The following is a 14,287-nucleotide window of genomic DNA, read 5'->3' as shown; positions in this document are numbered from 1 at the left end:
CAACCTCTAGGCCCGCAAACGCTAGTTGGTCAACATCGTCGGCTGCTTCGGACGGGGATAGCGACCGGCGCCTATCGTGACGCCAGCGCATTGAGGGGGCAATGCTTCGAGTGTCGGGCGTCGGATTCGCTCACGGCAGACGAGAAAGACGTCAGAAAGACTGGAAGTCGGCTGAGAAGGATGTCAAGGTACAACACCCCGCCCGAACGCGACGCAGAATGGCGCACCGGTCCGTGCAATACCCAGGAGGTGTTATTTGACGGGGGACGTGAACCACGCTTCAACCGGGCATCGCCCGCTGCGAGTCGATCAGGCCGCCCGTGGCCGCGCGGGATCTGGGTGCCGAACGGTTAGTCGTTCCACGGCGGTGTAAGCGCGGGGTACAGAGGCGAAGCTCGACTTCGCCCCTCTACGGGCCGAAGGAACGGCGTCCCGTCGGCCGTACCGCGAGGCAACATAGACCATGATCGCCGGTTGGCCAAACCGGCGATCGTCCGGAGCATTGATGCTGTTCGCGCCGACACTTGGCGGTGGCTTGGGCGCGGGCGGGCGCCCTTGCTGCACGACGAAGCCTGCGGACATAGGTACCCCCGCCCTGCCTGGCGCGGACGGAAATTTCCCGCATGCCTTGATTGCCTTCCTGCCGCATGGCAAGGCAACGGAGGGCGGAATGTACTTCCGCTGACCCGGACTTACCCTCTACCTCAAGAGAACCACCGATGACTGCACGACCTTCGCTTTCCCCTATCGATTCCTCGGGTACCGTATCCGCCGCCTTCCTAAATGTGAAGGCCGCCGCAGACTATCTCGGCCTTTCACCTCACACCCTCTACGTCTGGCGTCACCGCCGACAGGGACCCCCGAGTTTCCGTATGGGCCCCCGCGGCCGCGTCATGTACCGGCTCGAAGCGCTTGACACCTGGATCCGCGAACAGGAGCAGGCGGACTCCCGCTCCAACCCGGCCCTCAATCCACTCAACACCCCTCCGCAGGAGCGACCCTGCCGTTCCCTCGGCGCCTGAAGCCCCAAGCCTCGTAGAGCGCCGCTCCCATCCCTAGCACCAAGGAGTTCCACCTGGCCGGCTACATAGAAGACCGATGGCTGAAGAAGCGCCCCAATCCGGCAACCGGCAAGCGTGAGCGCACGGCCATGTACGGCAAGTGCACCCGCTACCGTGTCAAGGGCATCCCTGGTGTCAAGGACCGTTCCTTCGACGCCCTCCAGGATGCCAAGACCTGGCTCGCGCAGGCCCAGACCGACGCACGCCGAGGCGAGTTCGTCGACCCTCGCGACGGGGCCGTCTCCCTCGCGGAGTACATAGCGACCCACTGGTGGCCCACCCAGAGTGGTGACCCGGCCACGATCGAACGCACCGAGCAGAGGGTACGCGGACACATCGTTCCGCACCTGGGCGCTCAGCCACTCAACGCCATCGGTACGGAAGTCCTGCGCCACTGGAAGAAGCGGCTGGAGAAGGACCTCGGTCCCAGTTCGATCCGTCTGGTCTGGTCGACGCTTTCCAGCATCCTCCAGGCAGCCGTTGAGGACCGTCGCCTCGGACGCAATCCATGCCGATCCAGCACAGTCGGCCCTCCGGCCGCCACACCCGGCAGGGTCGAGGCGTGGCCACCCGAACGGGTGCTCGCGGTGCGGGAGGCACTGCCCGAACGTTATCGGCTCCTCGTCGTCCTTGGCGCGGGCCTTGGGCTCCGGCAAGGGGAGGCGTTCGGGCTCGCTCTAGAGGACATCGACTTCGCCAAGGAAGTCGTCCATGTTCAGCGGCAGGTCAAGGTGGTGGGAGCGAAACTCTGTTTCGCACTTCCAAAGGGCCGCAAGGTCCGGGACGTGCCGCTGCCGTCAAGCGTGGCCAGGGCGATCCGGCAGCACATGGAACTGTTCGCGCCGGTGCCGGGCACGCTGCCCTGGGATGACCCGCGTCCCGCTGAGACGCCGGTGGAGGCCAAACACCGGCGGCCGAGGACCTACAACCTGCTGGTAACGCGACATGATCGCAAGGTCATCAACCGGAACTACTTCAACACCCAGGTGTGGAAGCCCGCCCTGGCCACGGCCGGCGTGATCGCTCTTTTGAAGGAGGGCAGCGCCAACAGTGCTCCTGTGTGGGAGCCGTCCCGTGAACATGGCTTCCACGCCCTGCGGCATTTCTACACCTCGGAGGTGCTGGAGGCCGGCGAATCGGTCATCTCGCTGGCCCGCTGGCTGGGACACTCCGACCCTGGGTTCACGTTGCGAAAGTACGCCCACTTCCTGCCGCGCGCGGGCGCGCGGGGCAGCGCCGCGATCAACACCGTCTTCGGGTAGCGAGACCAACGTCAGTGCTCGTGGAGCGCGGCCGGAGAGCCCGCCGCTGGCGCAAAGTCCCAGAGAAGTCCCACGGATGTCGCAGCCTCCCTGTCTGACCCGCCTCATCGCAGGTCAGACAGGGTGCAGAGGCACCGGCATGTCACATGCCGTCCTGGAGGTGGATGCCGGGGGAGTGGCCGGGGGCCGCCCGTGCCGCGGGAACGGCCCCCGTGCGCTGCGACCGGGGAGCTACCCGGCGATGCCCTCCAGATCGCCGACCGCCTGCTCGACGTCCGGCAGGGTCAGCATCGCCAGCCGGGCGGCCCGGGCCCGCGCCCGGGGCACCGGGTCCGCCAGCAGCGTCCGGCACATGCCGGCGATACCGGATGCGCTGCGGTCGGTGATGTGGCCGCCCAGGCCCAGCTCCACCACGCGCTCCGCGTTGGTGTACTGGTCCCCGAAGTGCGGCAGCACCGCCAGCGGTGTGCCGGTGCGCAGGGCCTCGCGGACGCTGTTGAAGCCGCCGTGGGTGACGAACAGGTCCACCGACTCCAGCAGCAGCGGCTGCGGCACCCGCTCGGTCACGTGGACGTGCCCGGGCAGACCCCCGGTGTCCACCGGCACCCCGGAGGTCGACACGATCACCGTGCAGTCGTCCAGCTCGGCCGCCGCGCCCAGGATGGCTTCCAGGCTGTCGGCGGCTTCGGGGACCTTCACCGGCAACGGAGTGGACCCGCCCCCCATGTGCTCGTGCATCACCGGCAGGGCGGTGCCGATCGCGGCGTACACCCAGGGCCGGTCGGTGGGCAGCCCGGCGGCCCACGGGGGCAGTACCTGGCGCCGCTCGACGTCCACCGTCTGCCGGTACGACAGCGTCGGCGGCAGGTACCGGGAGAAGGTGAAGGCGGGCGGTACGTAGTCGACACGGCCGTGCGCCACGAGGGACAGCGGATCGTCCCGCTCGGGCAGTCCCAGTTCCCGGCGGCGTTCGTTGAGCCGGGGCAGCACCTCGGCGGGGTCCATGATGTTGGAGAACCCGGAGGGCGTCGGCAGGTGCGGCACACCCAGCAGCTCGGCCGTGAGCACCGCGCCCATGTCCATGCCGTCCCGCAGGATCAGATCGGGGCGGAACTCCCGGGCGAGGGGGGCGAGGAGGTCCAGGTGCGGTTTGACGCCCGGCCCGGCCAGGGACCGCATCATCAGGCGCATCAGCACCGGCGAGGCCAGGGACAGGTCGTCGCTGTCCTGGAGTTCGCCGAGGTGCGGGCCGAGCAGGGCGACCGGGTCGAACTGCGGTAAGACGGCGGTGACTTCCACGTCGTCGTCGTGGAACACGGGGGCCAGGGCCTCGGTGGTGACCACCAGGACCTGGTGCCCGGCTCTCGCCAGGGCGCGCAGCAGGGGCAGTTGAGCGCGCCCGTGCGAGGGGCTGCCGAGCGTGGTGCACAGAACTCGCATGGGGGGTGGGCCTTTCTCTCGTGGAGTCTCGGCGGTGGCAGGCCAGGAGGGGGCGCGTGGCGGAACGGCCGTGTGTGCCGAGCGGTGCCTGACGTCAGGGGCGGGCGGCGAGGACGGGCGACGAGGGCGGACGTCAGGGGCGGACGGCCGCGCGCAAAACGTCCGCCTCCGCCTCACGCCACCCGCGCCGGTGCGCTCGCGCGTCCGATGCCCTGCCAGCTCAGTCCGGCCCGGGCGAGCCGGTCCGCGTCCAGCAGGTTGCGGAAGTCATGGACCTCGCGGCCGCTCATGCGCGTGGCGATCGCCGCCCAGTCGAGGTCACGCAACTGCGGCCACTCGGTGAGGACGACACAGGCCGCGGCTCCCTCAGCCGCCCGCACCGGGTCGTCGCAGAGCACGACCAGATCGCTCAGATCGGGCTGCTCGTCACACAACGCCGGGTCGTAGGCGGTGAGTCCGGCGCCCCGCTCACGCAGCAGCCGGGCGACGGCGAGCGCCGGTGAGTCGCGCAGGTCGGCGGTGCCGGCCTTGAACGTCAGGCCGTACAGGGCGAGCCGTACGCCGTGCAGCGAGCCGTCCGGGCCGCGTCCGCACGCGGCGGCGATCCGCTCGACGAGCCGGTGCTGATGGGTGACGTTGGTGTCGATCGTGGCGCGCAGCAGCGGGAAGTCGACCCCGGCCCGCTCGCAGAGGGTGAGCAGGGCGTGGGTGTCCTTCGGCAGGCAGGAGCCGCCCCAGCCGGGCCCCGGCAGCAGGAAGGAGGAGCCGATGCGCGGATCCCGTCCGATGCCCTCCGTGACATCGCCGATGTCGGCGCCGAACCGCTCGCAGGCGGTGGCGAGGTTGTTGGCGAAGGACAGCTTCATCGCGAGGAAGAAGTTCGCCGCGTACTTGGTCAGTTCGGCACTCGCCGGGTCGGTGAGGACCAGCGGCGCGTCCAGCGCGGCGTACAGCTCGGCCACTCGCCGGGCGGCGTCCCGTGCGGCGGCGCCGATCACGATCCGGTCGGGGTGCAGGAAGTCGTGGACGGCCCGGCCCTCGCGCAGGAACTCCGGGTTGCTCACGACGGCCACGTCCGCCCGCCCGAGCAGTGCGGCTACGCGCTCGCTGGTGCCGACCGGCACCGTCGACTTGTTGACGACGACGCAGCCCGGCGGCAGTACGTCGCGTATCTGCTCCGCGACAGCCTCCACGGCGGCCAGATCGGCCGCGCCGCCCGCGCCCATGGGCGTGGGCAGGCACAGGAAGACCACCTCGGCCCGGGCGACGGCCGCCGCGGTGTCGCCGGTGAACTCCAGCCGGCCCGCCTCCAGGGCGTCCCGGACGGTCTCGGGCAGGCCGGGCTCCAGGATGTCCACCCGGGCCTCGCGCAGCCGCTCCACCTTGCGGGGGTCGGCGTCCGCGCACACCACCGTATGGCCGAGTGAGGCGAGACAGGCACCCGTGGTCAGTCCGACGTAGCCGGTTCCTACCACGGCGACACGTTGAGCAGGCACAGAAGATCACCCTTTCCGGTCGATGGGGCCCGCGCGACGGCCTCGGAGACACGCGGCGTGGGCGCGCGCCGCCGCGCCGTGCGGGCGACCCGGAACGGGCCGACTCCGTCGTGCGGCCCTGGGACGAGAAGAACGGAAGTCATCGCTCGTTGACGCGTTCCAGGTATGGCATGCGCGGCGAACGGAAGTCAACGATTGATGACAACGATCGGTGACTTTGAGCCAGCCGTCCCAGGCTGGAACATGGGCGGTTGGCGGGCGGGCCGCCTGACGATGGAGGTTTGGTGACGTGACGGGAGTACAGAACGGCGAGGCGTCGGAAGCGGTGGCCGACCGGCCCGCCCGGCGGCGCTCGGCCACGGCCACGCGCGCGGCGCTCAGGACGGCCGCGGCCTTCCGGTTCGGCAAGTACGGGTACGAGGGCACCAGCGTGCGCGACATCGCGGGTGACGTGGGGGTGGACGCGGCACTCGTCTACCGCTACTTCGGCTCGAAGGAAGCGCTGTTCAACGATGTGACGGGCGCCGGGAAGATATTCGAGCCCCTGCTCCAGGAACCGGTCGAGGCGATACCCGACTGGCTCTGCGCGATGCTTCTGGGGGCGCCCAAGGACGGGGAACTGCCGCACCCGGTGCTCTCGGTGCTGCGGTCCTCCGGCAGGGACGAGGCGGTCGCCCGGCTGCGGGCGGATTTCCGCGAGGTGTTCTCCACGCGCCTGGCCGCGCGGCTCGGCGGCCCCGACGCCGAGCTGAGGGCGGAACTCCTGGCGGCCTGGATGCTCGGCACCAGCCTGGTCCTCACGGAGATCCGCCCCCCGGCACTCCAGTCGGCCCCGGACACCAAGCTGGAGCGGTACCTCCGGGCGGTCATCGAGACGCTCCTGTGCCCGGCAACCCACGACGGGGGGACGGCCGAGGTACGGGACGGCGGGCGGGCCGTGTGACCGAGGCGGGCGGGCCGCCCGACGGCGACGGCTTCTACGCGGCACGGCCCGCCTTCGTCCGGCTCGCCCCACCGCGCGCCCGGCGCTCGCCTGAGCCGCCCGGCCCGGCCCGGCCCGGTCCGTGCCGCTGCCGCCGCCGTGGCAGAGGGCGCCGCGAGGGCGGAGGTGTGCGGGGCGGCCGTACGGGGCTCCTGGAGGCAGGCGTGGGACACACCCACCCGCGGCACCCGGACCCTCCGCCCCCGCCGCGGGACTCAGTGGAACTGCGTCGTGTACAGCCGGGCCTTGTAGATCTGGGCGCCGGGGCGGGTGCGGTCGCCGCCCGCGGAGAAGTGGACCGTGGGGCCGCCCCACACCGAATCCTCCGCGTTGGGGTCGGTGGTCCACATGGCCTGACCGTTCGCGTGGCGTACGTAGGACTTGGGATGGGGCAGCGAGGCCACGGTGGTGAGGGCGCGGGTCGCCTTGACGAGGGAGTAGACGTGGCGGCTGTCGGCGACCAGCAGCGTGCCGGGCCGGCTGTAGTCCGGCTGGAGGTCGTGGCCGTTGCCGGCGATCTTGATGTCCGGCCCGTGCTTGACCAGCCGGGAGTCGCGCAGCGACCCGGTGACGCGGTAGCTGCGGACGACGGTGCCGCCGGTCACCCACAGCAGCTTGTTCTGGTCGTCCCACAGCACGGCGTGCGCCTTGGTGAACTCGAGGGTCTGCACCTCCTTCAGCGTCGCCGGGTCGCTGCTGGACGGCCCGAAGACGTGCAGCCGGTCCCGTGATCCCGCGACCACGACCGTGCCGGCGTCGGGCACCCGCTCGATGCAGTGCGGGTAGCTGGTGATGCGCGCCGACCACAGCAGGTCGGCCCGGGTCAGATGCGCCTTCGAAGTCACGTTGACGATCGCGGCCCGGCCCTCGCCGGGGCGGCCGAAGGTCATCAGCGCGATCATGCCGTAGCGCCGGGTGTCCCGGAAGCGGACCTCGAAGGGGTGGTCCCAGCCGGGGGCGTTGCCCGTGCTGAAGCTCCACCGGACATTGGCGTCGGTCCACTGGGCGTTCCGGTCGAAGAGGAGGATCCGGCCGGTGCGCTGTTCGGTGATCGCCACCTTGTAGGCCGCCGCGGCCGTACCGGAGGCGGCGTCCTGGGAGATGCTCATCCGTTGTTCTCCTGGGGTTCGTGAGGAGCGGGCGAGGGGTGGGGCGGGACGGGCGCAGGGGGACGGGCCGAAGCCCGTCCCCCTGCGCGGGACCGGAGGGCCGCCCCCCGTGGCGGTCCTCCGGTCCGCGTGCCGTCCGGTCAGAACGAGCCGGCGTTCAGGGCCTTCTGCAGGGCGCGGTTGGTCTCCGCGTCCCACTCGCCGCTCGCCGGCGTGGCCAGGTGGTGCTGGAGGGCGGTGACCGTCTTCGGCCCCACGACGCCGTCCGCAGTGACCTTCAGGTAGCGCTGGAGCGCGGTGATGGTCAGCGGGCCGAACGCCCCGTCGACCTCCAGGCCCGCCTTGGTACGGCTGTTGAGGGAGCGCTGGAGCGCCGCGCAGGTCGCCGGGCCGAAGACGCCGTCGACCTCCAGCGTCGCGGGAGCGGCGACAAGGGCCTTCGGCCGGATCGGCGCCTTCTTCCCGGCCAGCGCGGCCTTCATCATCGCCGCCGACTGCGGGCCGTACTCGCCGTCCACCTTCAGGTGGTGGTTGGCCTGGAAGGTCTTCACCGCCTTCTGTGTCGCCGGCCCGAACTCGCCGTCCACGGTGAGCCCGGCCTTCTGCACGGTGTTGAGGTTCTTCTGCAGGGTCTTGACGGCCTGCCCCTTCGAGCCCAGCCGCAGGATGCCGTCCCCGGACGGCAGCGGCGCGCTGCCCCCCTTGTAGGCGGGACGGCCGTAGCCCACTATGCAGGCGGAGCTGCGCCGCCTGCGGCGGAAGGCGTTGGAGGTGTTGCCCTCCAGCGTGGTGATGGTGCGGTTGGAGTGGACCGCCTCGACGATGCCGACGTGGTCGATGGCACCGATGGAGCGGGAACCGGACCAGTCGAAGAACACGATGTCGCCCGGGCGGATCCCGCCGATGCCGTAGTGCCAGCGGCCCTTCTTCTGGAAGGCGCGGGCGTGGGCGGTGGTGAGGGCGAACTTGCCGCCGACCGCCTGGAGGTTGTCGGAGTGGGCGGCGGCGTAGCTGACCGCCATGTCGCACCACGGGCCGGTGAATCCGTACCACTTGGTGATCAGGTTGCGATTGGAACCGGGCGGGTGCTCGGTGGTGCCCAGCAGCTTGCGGGCCGCGGCGAGCATGCCCTGAACGTTGCCCATGTCAGAACTCCACGTCTTCGGGAAGGGCCTGGATGTCTCCGGTCACCACGTCGTCGGGCTTCTGGCTGACGCCGGCCTGGTCGGGGTCGACGTCGAAGATCCCCGCACCGCCCACCGGATAGGGCGGTGCCTCCACGGGCTCGGTCATGAGCGCTCCTTCGTGTACGAGGTGTACGAGAGGTACGAGCTGTACGGACGGATGGCGGCGCCGTCGGTCCCGGACCCGTCCGGCCGGCGCTGTGCGGCCTGCCGTGGCGGTGCCGCCCAAGATGAGTTCAGCCGTCGCCGAGTTGGTTAGCAGCCCCCGTTCGTGCGGGTAATCAACGCGCGGCGCGCCGACGCGCCGCCTGGCCGCCGACCGGGCCGGCTCCTACCGTGAAAAGCGCGGCGCAAGGGGACGGCGCCGATGCGGTCGAGGGGGGGGCGGGGATGGGACGTCCGGAGAACCCGGTCGATCCGGAGGCGGGGCCGGTCCAGCGGTTCGCGGTGGGGTTACGGGCCCTGCGGGCAGGGGCCGGCGGGCCGACGTACCGGGCGATGGCGCAGCGCACCCCGTACTCGGCGGCGGCGCTGTCCCAGGCCGCGGCGGGCGAGCGGCTGCCGTCCGCGGAGGTGACACGGGCCTACGTCACGGCGTGCGGCGGGGACCCGGACGAGTGGGAGAAGCGCCGGCAGGCCGCCGCCGGTGAACTGGCCGCCCTGCCCCGCGAGGACCAGGACGCCCGGAACTCCCCGTACCGGGGGCTGGCCCGGTTCGAACCGGGCGACGCGGCGGTCTTCTTCGGCCGCGACCAGCTCGTGGCGGACCTGACCGAGCTGGTGCGCGGGCACCGGTGCGCGGTGGTGCTCGGACCGTCGGGCAGCGGCAAGTCCTCCTTGCTGCGCGCCGGGCTGATACCCCGGCTGCGCCGGACGGCCGACGCCGACGTACGCCTCGCCGCCATCCGCGTCCTCACCCCCGGCCCGCACCCGGCGCGCGCGCACGCGGACAAGCTGCGGCCCGCCGGGGAGGCCGGCGACACCCTGGTCCTGGTCGACCAGTTCGAAGAGGTCTTCACGCTCTGCCCGGACCCCCAAGAACGCGCCCGCTTCATCGAGGCGCTGCTGGCGGCCCGGGAGCCGGGCAGCCGGCTGCGCGTGGTGCTGGGCGTACGCGCCGACTTCTACGGCCGCTGCCTCGAACACCCGGAACTGGCCCGCGTGTTACGGGACGCCGCGGTGCCGGTGCCGGCCATGGACCGCGAGGAACTGCGCGAGGCGGTCGTCAGGCCGGCCATGGCGTGCGGCCTCACCGTCGAACGGGCGCTGACCGCGCAGCTGGTGGAGGAGGTGGCCGGCGAACCGGGCGGCCTGCCCCTGCTGTCCCACGCGTTGCTGGAGACCTGGCGGCGCCGCTCCGGCCGCACCCTGACCCTGCGCGCCTACGAGGCGGCCGGCGGCGTACGCGGCGCCATCGCCCAGACGGCGGAGGACCTGTACGCCGGGCTCTCCGCCGGCCAGGCACACCTCGTACGACGGGTGCTGCTGCGCCTGATCGCGCCCGGCGAGGGCACCGCCGACACCTGCCGGCCGGTGCGCCGCGCCGAACTGGGCACCACCGGCCCGCACGCGGCCGACGCCGTCGACACGGTCCTCGAACGACTGGCCCGCGCCCGGCTGATCACCCTGGACGGAGAGACCGTCCACCTCGCCCACGAGGCACTGATCACCGCCTGGCCGCGGCTGTGGGGCTGGATCGAGGACGACCGGCACCGGCTGCGGGTGCTGCGCCGGCTCACCGAGGCCGCCGAGGCCTGGCGCGAACTGGGCCGCGACCCCGGGGCGCTGTACCGGGGCACCCGGCTGGCGGAGGCCACCGAAGCGTTCGACCCGGCCGACCGGGACCGCGAACTGAGCGCGGTGGAACGCGACTTCCTCGCCGCCAGCACGGCCACGCACTCCCGCGAACGCAGACGGCTGCGCGGGCTGACCGGGTCGGTGTCCGTGCTGCTGGTGCTCGCCCTGGTGGCCGGCGCCGTGGCCTGGCAGCAGCACCGCACGAGCCAACGCCAGCACCTGGCCGCCACCGCCCGCCGCGCGGCCACCGCCGCCGCCGGTCTGCGCACCACCGACCCGGGGGCCGCGCTGCGGCTCGGGGTCGCGGCCTGGCGGCTCGATCCGACCCCGGAGACCTGGTCCGCCCTCATCGGCGCACTCGCCCAGCGCGACCTGCCCACGCTCACCGTGCCGGAGCCCCCGGGCACCCAGCGGCTCAGCCCGGACGGGCGGACCCTCTTCGGCGTGAGCGGCAACAGGTTCGTCCGCCGGGACCTGGAGACGCACCGGGTGATCGACAGCAGACGGCTGCCCGGTGACGTGGACGATCTCATCATGGGCGACATGAGCGCTGACGGACGCTATGTGTCTTTCCTGACGGGTATGGACGGCCTGGGCGTCCGGTTGTGGGACACCCGGACCGGCCGGTACCACGGCCCGCCCCTGCAACCGCCCGGCGACAGCTCCACCGCGTCCACGGAGGTGCGGTTGGAGGCTGTCCTCGCCGACGGCGAAGGGGAGGGAGACGAGGTCGCCACCGCCGCGGGCGGCATGAACACGGAGTCCCGCTTCAGCTCCAGCGGGCACGCCTACCTCTTCCTCACCGGCAGTCGCCTGGAGGTCTGGGACCCGGACAGCGGGCACCGCCTGTTCACCCACACCGCCGAGGCCCTTCAGACGGCCGGCGGCGACATCAGCCCGGACAACCGCCTGGTCGCCGCGTGCGTCCAGGGCAGCGTCAACGTCTGGGACATCCCGGCCCGGCGCCGTGTCGACACGGCCTGGCACAAGCGGTTCGCCTGCGGACCGGGGGCCCTGCTGCGGTTCTCGCCCGACAGCCGCACCCTGACGGCGACGGACACGACCGGGATACGGCGGGTCACGGTCCGGACCGGAACCCGACTGCCCCGGCTCGCCCAAGTGGCGCCCATGAACTACGTGTTCAGCGCGGACGGCACGCTGCTGGCCGGGGTGGGCGGCAACGACATCCTGCTGTGGCGGCTGGACCACCCGGAGGCGCCCGTGGTCCGCCACCCGCTGACCGACGTCCAGCCGTTCGACGTCGGCATCGACACCGCCGCCCGCGTCCTTCGCTACACCGCCCCCGGCCCGGACGGGGCGACCGTCGTCCACGGCCTCGACATCTCCAGCGCGGTGACACCGCGCTGGAGCCCGCGTGCCGCCACCGCGGCGGCCCTCAGCGCCGACGGCTCGGTGCTGGCCGTGCTGGACAGCGAGGACAAGGGACCCGTCCGGGCGCGGATCCACGACGGGCGGACCGGGCGGCTCAGGTACACGATCACGGTCGCCGGGCCGCCCGCGGAGTCCGGTGCCGCGAGCGGCGGCGTCGAGGCGGCGATGTTCCTCAGCGCTGACGGCCGGCGTCTCGCTTTCGGTTCGAGCACCGCCGACGAGGCGGCGCCGACGCGCATCACCGTGTGGGACACCGTCCGCAACCGGAAACTCACCGAGGTCAGGCCCTACGACGACGACACGTTCGTGGCCGGATGGGCGCTCAGCCCCGACGGCCGGGAACTGCTGACCACCAGCATGGACGACACGGCGGTGACCGTGTGGGACACCGGCACCGGGCGGAAGGCCGGCGCCCTCCGCTTCCGGGACCCGCGCCAGGGGGCCGGCGGTGCCGGTGGCGACGGAGGCCTCGACGAGGGGGACGTCGTCACCGCCGTGTCCGCCGACGGCAGGGCCCTGCTGACGGACGGCGGGACCCTGCTGTCGGCCGACGGCGACGGCCGGCCGCGCAAGACGGTGGACTGCGCGTGCCTGAACGCCCTGAGCCCGGACGGCAAGCGCGTCGCCTTCGCGGACACCGACGGCGGCATCACGGTGTGGGACGTCGAGCGGGCCACCTCGCTGGGCACGCTGCCCGGCGGCTACTTCAGGGGCGCCACCGGCGATCAGGAGGAGGTGACCGCGCTGGCGTTCTCCCCGGACGGCAGCGTGCTGGCCGCGGCCGGAGCACAGGGCACCGTACGGCTGTGGGACCTCGACTCCCGTCGGCAACTGGGCACCGACCTGCCCACGGCCGGCGACGGCGTCCTCGCCCTCGCCTTCACCGGCGACGGCGGCAGCCTGTACGCGGCGGGCCGGCACGTGACGGTCCAGCATGTCGCCCTGGACCCGGAACAGGTGGCCGACACGGTGTGCCGCCGCGCCGGGGGCGGGCTGTCCCGCGCCCAATGGCGGGTGTACGTGGCGGACGTTCCCTACCGGAGGGTGTGTCACTGACCTTCCGGGGGAGGGGCGCCGCGAGTGGCGCCCGCCGACGCGGCCACCACGCACACCACCGCGATCCACTGCGTCCAGTGCAGCGACTCCCGCAGGACGATCAGGCCGATGAGGGCCGCCATCGCCGGTTCCAGACTCATCAGGATCCCGAAGACGTGCGGGGGGACCTTGCGGAGCGCTTCCAGATCGAGCGAGTACGGGATCACCGACGACAGCAGTGCCACACCGACCCCCGCGACCAGGACCCAGGGCTGCACCAGCGCCGTACCGCTGTCGGCCACGCCGAACGGCACCGCCACCAGGGCCGCGACGGCCATGCCCAGGGCCAGGCCGTCGCCCTCCGTGGTGTGGCGGCCCAGTGCCGCGCCGACCAGGATGTACAGGCCCCAGCACGTGCCCGCGGCCAGGGCGAACAGCAGACCGACCGGGTCGAGGTCGCCGCCCCCCTCCATCAGCAGGACCACTCCGCCCGCCGCGAGCACGGCCCACAGGGCGTCCGGCCAGCGCCGGGACCCGGCCAGAGCCACCGCCAGCGGCCCGAGGAACTCGGTGGTGACCGCGATCCCCAGGGGGATCCGGGACAGCGACAGGTAGAAGCACAGGTTCATCAGGCCGAGCGTCACGCCGTAGCCGGCTATCACCGCCCATGTGCGGCGGGACACGCGCGGCGACGGCCGCCACAGCAGCAACAGCACGACAGCCGCGAAGAACAGGCGCAACGCGACCGTCCCGAAGCTGCCCACCGCGTCGAACAGGTGCTTGGCCAGGGCCGAACCCACCTGAACGCTGACGATGCCGAGCAGTACCAGTGCCGTGGGCGGGATCGCGCCGAAACCACGTCCGGCAAGCGCGGTCAGGGAGGATCCGGAGGACGGGCCGCGTTCCGCCCTGTCGACGTTCATGGTGGCCACGCGGGGATTATCGACGACCGGGCAGCGCGGGGCACGTGATTTTTCCGGGGCCCATGAGGACGCGGGTCACGGGCAACGGTCCGTTTCCCGACGGTCCGTTGCCGAAGGACCGGCAGGCGCCCCGTGCCTGTGGTCTCCGCCCGGGCCGTACGAGAGGAACTTCTCGGACTTCTCGGTCAGTACGGCGGCGAAGAACGCGGGGGCCTCGTCGCCGAGCATCCGGTACAGCGTCACCAAGCTGGTGATCGCGGTGTCGGCGACCTCCTCCTGGACCTGCCGCCAGGTGTGACTCCGGCCTTTCCTGGGGTTGGTGCCCCAGGCGCCGATCACCGCCTGCGCGGTCTCGCCGGCCTCCTCCGAGATCTTGAGCGCCTGCAGCATCCACTGCTGTTCCGGGGTGATCCCGCGCGCGGTGTCCAGGGTGGTGAAGATCGACGCGAGGCGGCCGATGACGTCCCAGGGGTGCGCGGACAAGGGGGCGGGTCGGTCGGGGGTGCTCATCGCGGTCGCTCTCCTCGGTGTTCCGCCGGCTCGGTGCGTCGGTCCGCGTCCATGATTGCGGGCGTGGTCACGTCGCGGGGCGGATCGCCTCAACTG

The 14,287-nt window shown here is 72.1% G+C and carries 11 protein-coding genes; 4 read left to right on the top strand and 7 right to left on the bottom strand.

The features are described 5' to 3' along the window. Positions 1 to 647: 647 nt before the first annotated feature. Complete coding sequence (locus tag AB0E62_RS34910; protein ID WP_362203327.1) at positions 648 to 1,022, top strand: helix-turn-helix domain-containing protein; 375 nt, start codon at positions 648 to 650, stop codon at positions 1,020 to 1,022. A 128-nt stretch (positions 1,023 to 1,150) separates the two neighbouring features. Then, positions 1,151 to 2,323: a site-specific integrase gene (locus tag AB0E62_RS34905; protein ID WP_362203324.1), complete on the top strand. Its 1,173-nt coding sequence runs from the start codon at positions 1,151 to 1,153 to the stop codon at positions 2,321 to 2,323. 231 nt (positions 2,324 to 2,554) lie between these two features. Here the strand turns inward: AB0E62_RS34905 and AB0E62_RS34900 are convergent, their stop codons facing one another. After that, on the bottom strand, positions 2,555 to 3,763 hold the full coding sequence (locus AB0E62_RS34900) for a glycosyltransferase (protein WP_362203321.1): 1,209 nt from the start codon (positions 3,761 to 3,763) through the stop codon (positions 2,555 to 2,557). A gap of 173 nt (positions 3,764 to 3,936) precedes the next feature. Next, entirely contained in the window at positions 3,937 to 5,259 is a 1,323-nt protein-coding gene (locus AB0E62_RS34895) for a UDP-glucose/GDP-mannose dehydrogenase family protein (RefSeq protein ID WP_362203318.1), read from the bottom strand. Between the two features lie 289 nt (positions 5,260 to 5,548). Here AB0E62_RS34895 and AB0E62_RS34890 point away from each other — a divergent pair, with 289 nt between their 5' ends. Continuing rightward, on the top strand, positions 5,549 to 6,202 hold the full coding sequence (locus AB0E62_RS34890; protein ID WP_362203315.1) for a TetR family transcriptional regulator: 654 nt from the start codon (positions 5,549 to 5,551) through the stop codon (positions 6,200 to 6,202). 254 nt (positions 6,203 to 6,456) lie between these two features. On the opposite strand, the gene AB0E62_RS34885 is transcribed toward AB0E62_RS34890, so the two are convergent. From AB0E62_RS34885 to AB0E62_RS34875, 3 genes are all read right to left on the bottom strand, one after another. Continuing rightward, positions 6,457 to 7,350: a hypothetical protein gene (locus AB0E62_RS34885; protein WP_362203312.1), complete on the bottom strand. Its 894-nt coding sequence runs from the start codon at positions 7,348 to 7,350 to the stop codon at positions 6,457 to 6,459. A 140-nt stretch (positions 7,351 to 7,490) separates the two neighbouring features. Continuing rightward, positions 7,491 to 8,495, bottom strand: coding sequence for a peptidoglycan-binding protein (locus tag AB0E62_RS34880; RefSeq protein ID WP_362203309.1), 1,005 nt, complete (start codon positions 8,493 to 8,495; stop codon positions 7,491 to 7,493). A 1-nt stretch (position 8,496) separates the two neighbouring features. After that, complete coding sequence (locus tag AB0E62_RS34875) at positions 8,497 to 8,643, bottom strand: hypothetical protein (RefSeq protein WP_362203307.1); 147 nt, start codon at positions 8,641 to 8,643, stop codon at positions 8,497 to 8,499. 281 nt (positions 8,644 to 8,924) lie between these two features. On the opposite strand from AB0E62_RS34875, the gene AB0E62_RS34870 reads away from it, so the two are divergent. Continuing rightward, positions 8,925 to 12,779, top strand: a complete 3,855-nt coding sequence (locus tag AB0E62_RS34870) for a hypothetical protein (protein WP_362203304.1) — start codon at positions 8,925 to 8,927, stop codon at positions 12,777 to 12,779. Here AB0E62_RS34870 and AB0E62_RS34865 read toward each other — a convergent pair. Together AB0E62_RS34865 and AB0E62_RS34860 are read right to left on the bottom strand one after the other, a co-directional pair. Next, a complete protein-coding gene (locus AB0E62_RS34865) occupies positions 12,773 to 13,681 on the bottom strand; it encodes a DMT family transporter (protein ID WP_362203382.1) in 909 nt (302 codons plus the stop codon). The two genes, AB0E62_RS34870 and AB0E62_RS34865, sit on opposite strands and share 7 nt — an antisense overlap. A gap of 75 nt (positions 13,682 to 13,756) precedes the next feature. After that, the gene (locus tag AB0E62_RS34860) at positions 13,757 to 14,191 is read right to left on the bottom strand and encodes a MazG-like family protein (protein WP_362203301.1); all 435 of its coding nucleotides are present in this window, start codon (positions 14,189 to 14,191) and stop codon (positions 13,757 to 13,759) included. Positions 14,192 to 14,287 lie beyond the last annotated feature (96 nt).

The sequence above is a fragment of the Streptomyces sp. NPDC038707 genome, from assembly GCF_040636485.1.
GTDB lineage: Bacteria > Actinomycetota > Actinomycetes > Streptomycetales > Streptomycetaceae > Streptomyces.
The sequence above is the reverse complement of the archived record's forward strand: the minus strand, read 5'-3'. Positions and strand labels throughout refer to the sequence as shown.

Excerpts from the sequence above, each read along its gene's own strand:
- AB0E62_RS34875 (WP_362203307.1), bottom strand. The coding sequence starts at position 8,643 with ATGACCGAGCCCGTGGAGGCACCGCCCTATCCGGTGGGCGGTGCGGGG.
- AB0E62_RS34905 (WP_362203324.1), top strand. The coding sequence starts at position 1,151 with ATGTACGGCAAGTGCACCCGCTACCGTGTCAAGGGCATCCCTGGTGTC.
- AB0E62_RS34910 (WP_362203327.1), top strand. The coding sequence starts at position 648 with ATGGCAAGGCAACGGAGGGCGGAATGTACTTCCGCTGACCCGGACTTA.
- AB0E62_RS34865 (WP_362203382.1), bottom strand. The coding sequence starts at position 13,681 with ATGAACGTCGACAGGGCGGAACGCGGCCCGTCCTCCGGATCCTCCCTG.
- AB0E62_RS34860 (WP_362203301.1), bottom strand. The coding sequence starts at position 14,191 with ATGAGCACCCCCGACCGACCCGCCCCCTTGTCCGCGCACCCCTGGGAC.
- AB0E62_RS34900 (WP_362203321.1), bottom strand. The coding sequence starts at position 3,763 with ATGCGAGTTCTGTGCACCACGCTCGGCAGCCCCTCGCACGGGCGCGCT.
- AB0E62_RS34885 (WP_362203312.1), bottom strand. The coding sequence starts at position 7,350 with ATGAGCATCTCCCAGGACGCCGCCTCCGGTACGGCCGCGGCGGCCTAC.
- AB0E62_RS34870 (WP_362203304.1), top strand. The coding sequence starts at position 8,925 with ATGGGACGTCCGGAGAACCCGGTCGATCCGGAGGCGGGGCCGGTCCAG.
- AB0E62_RS34880 (WP_362203309.1), bottom strand. The coding sequence starts at position 8,495 with ATGGGCAACGTTCAGGGCATGCTCGCCGCGGCCCGCAAGCTGCTGGGC.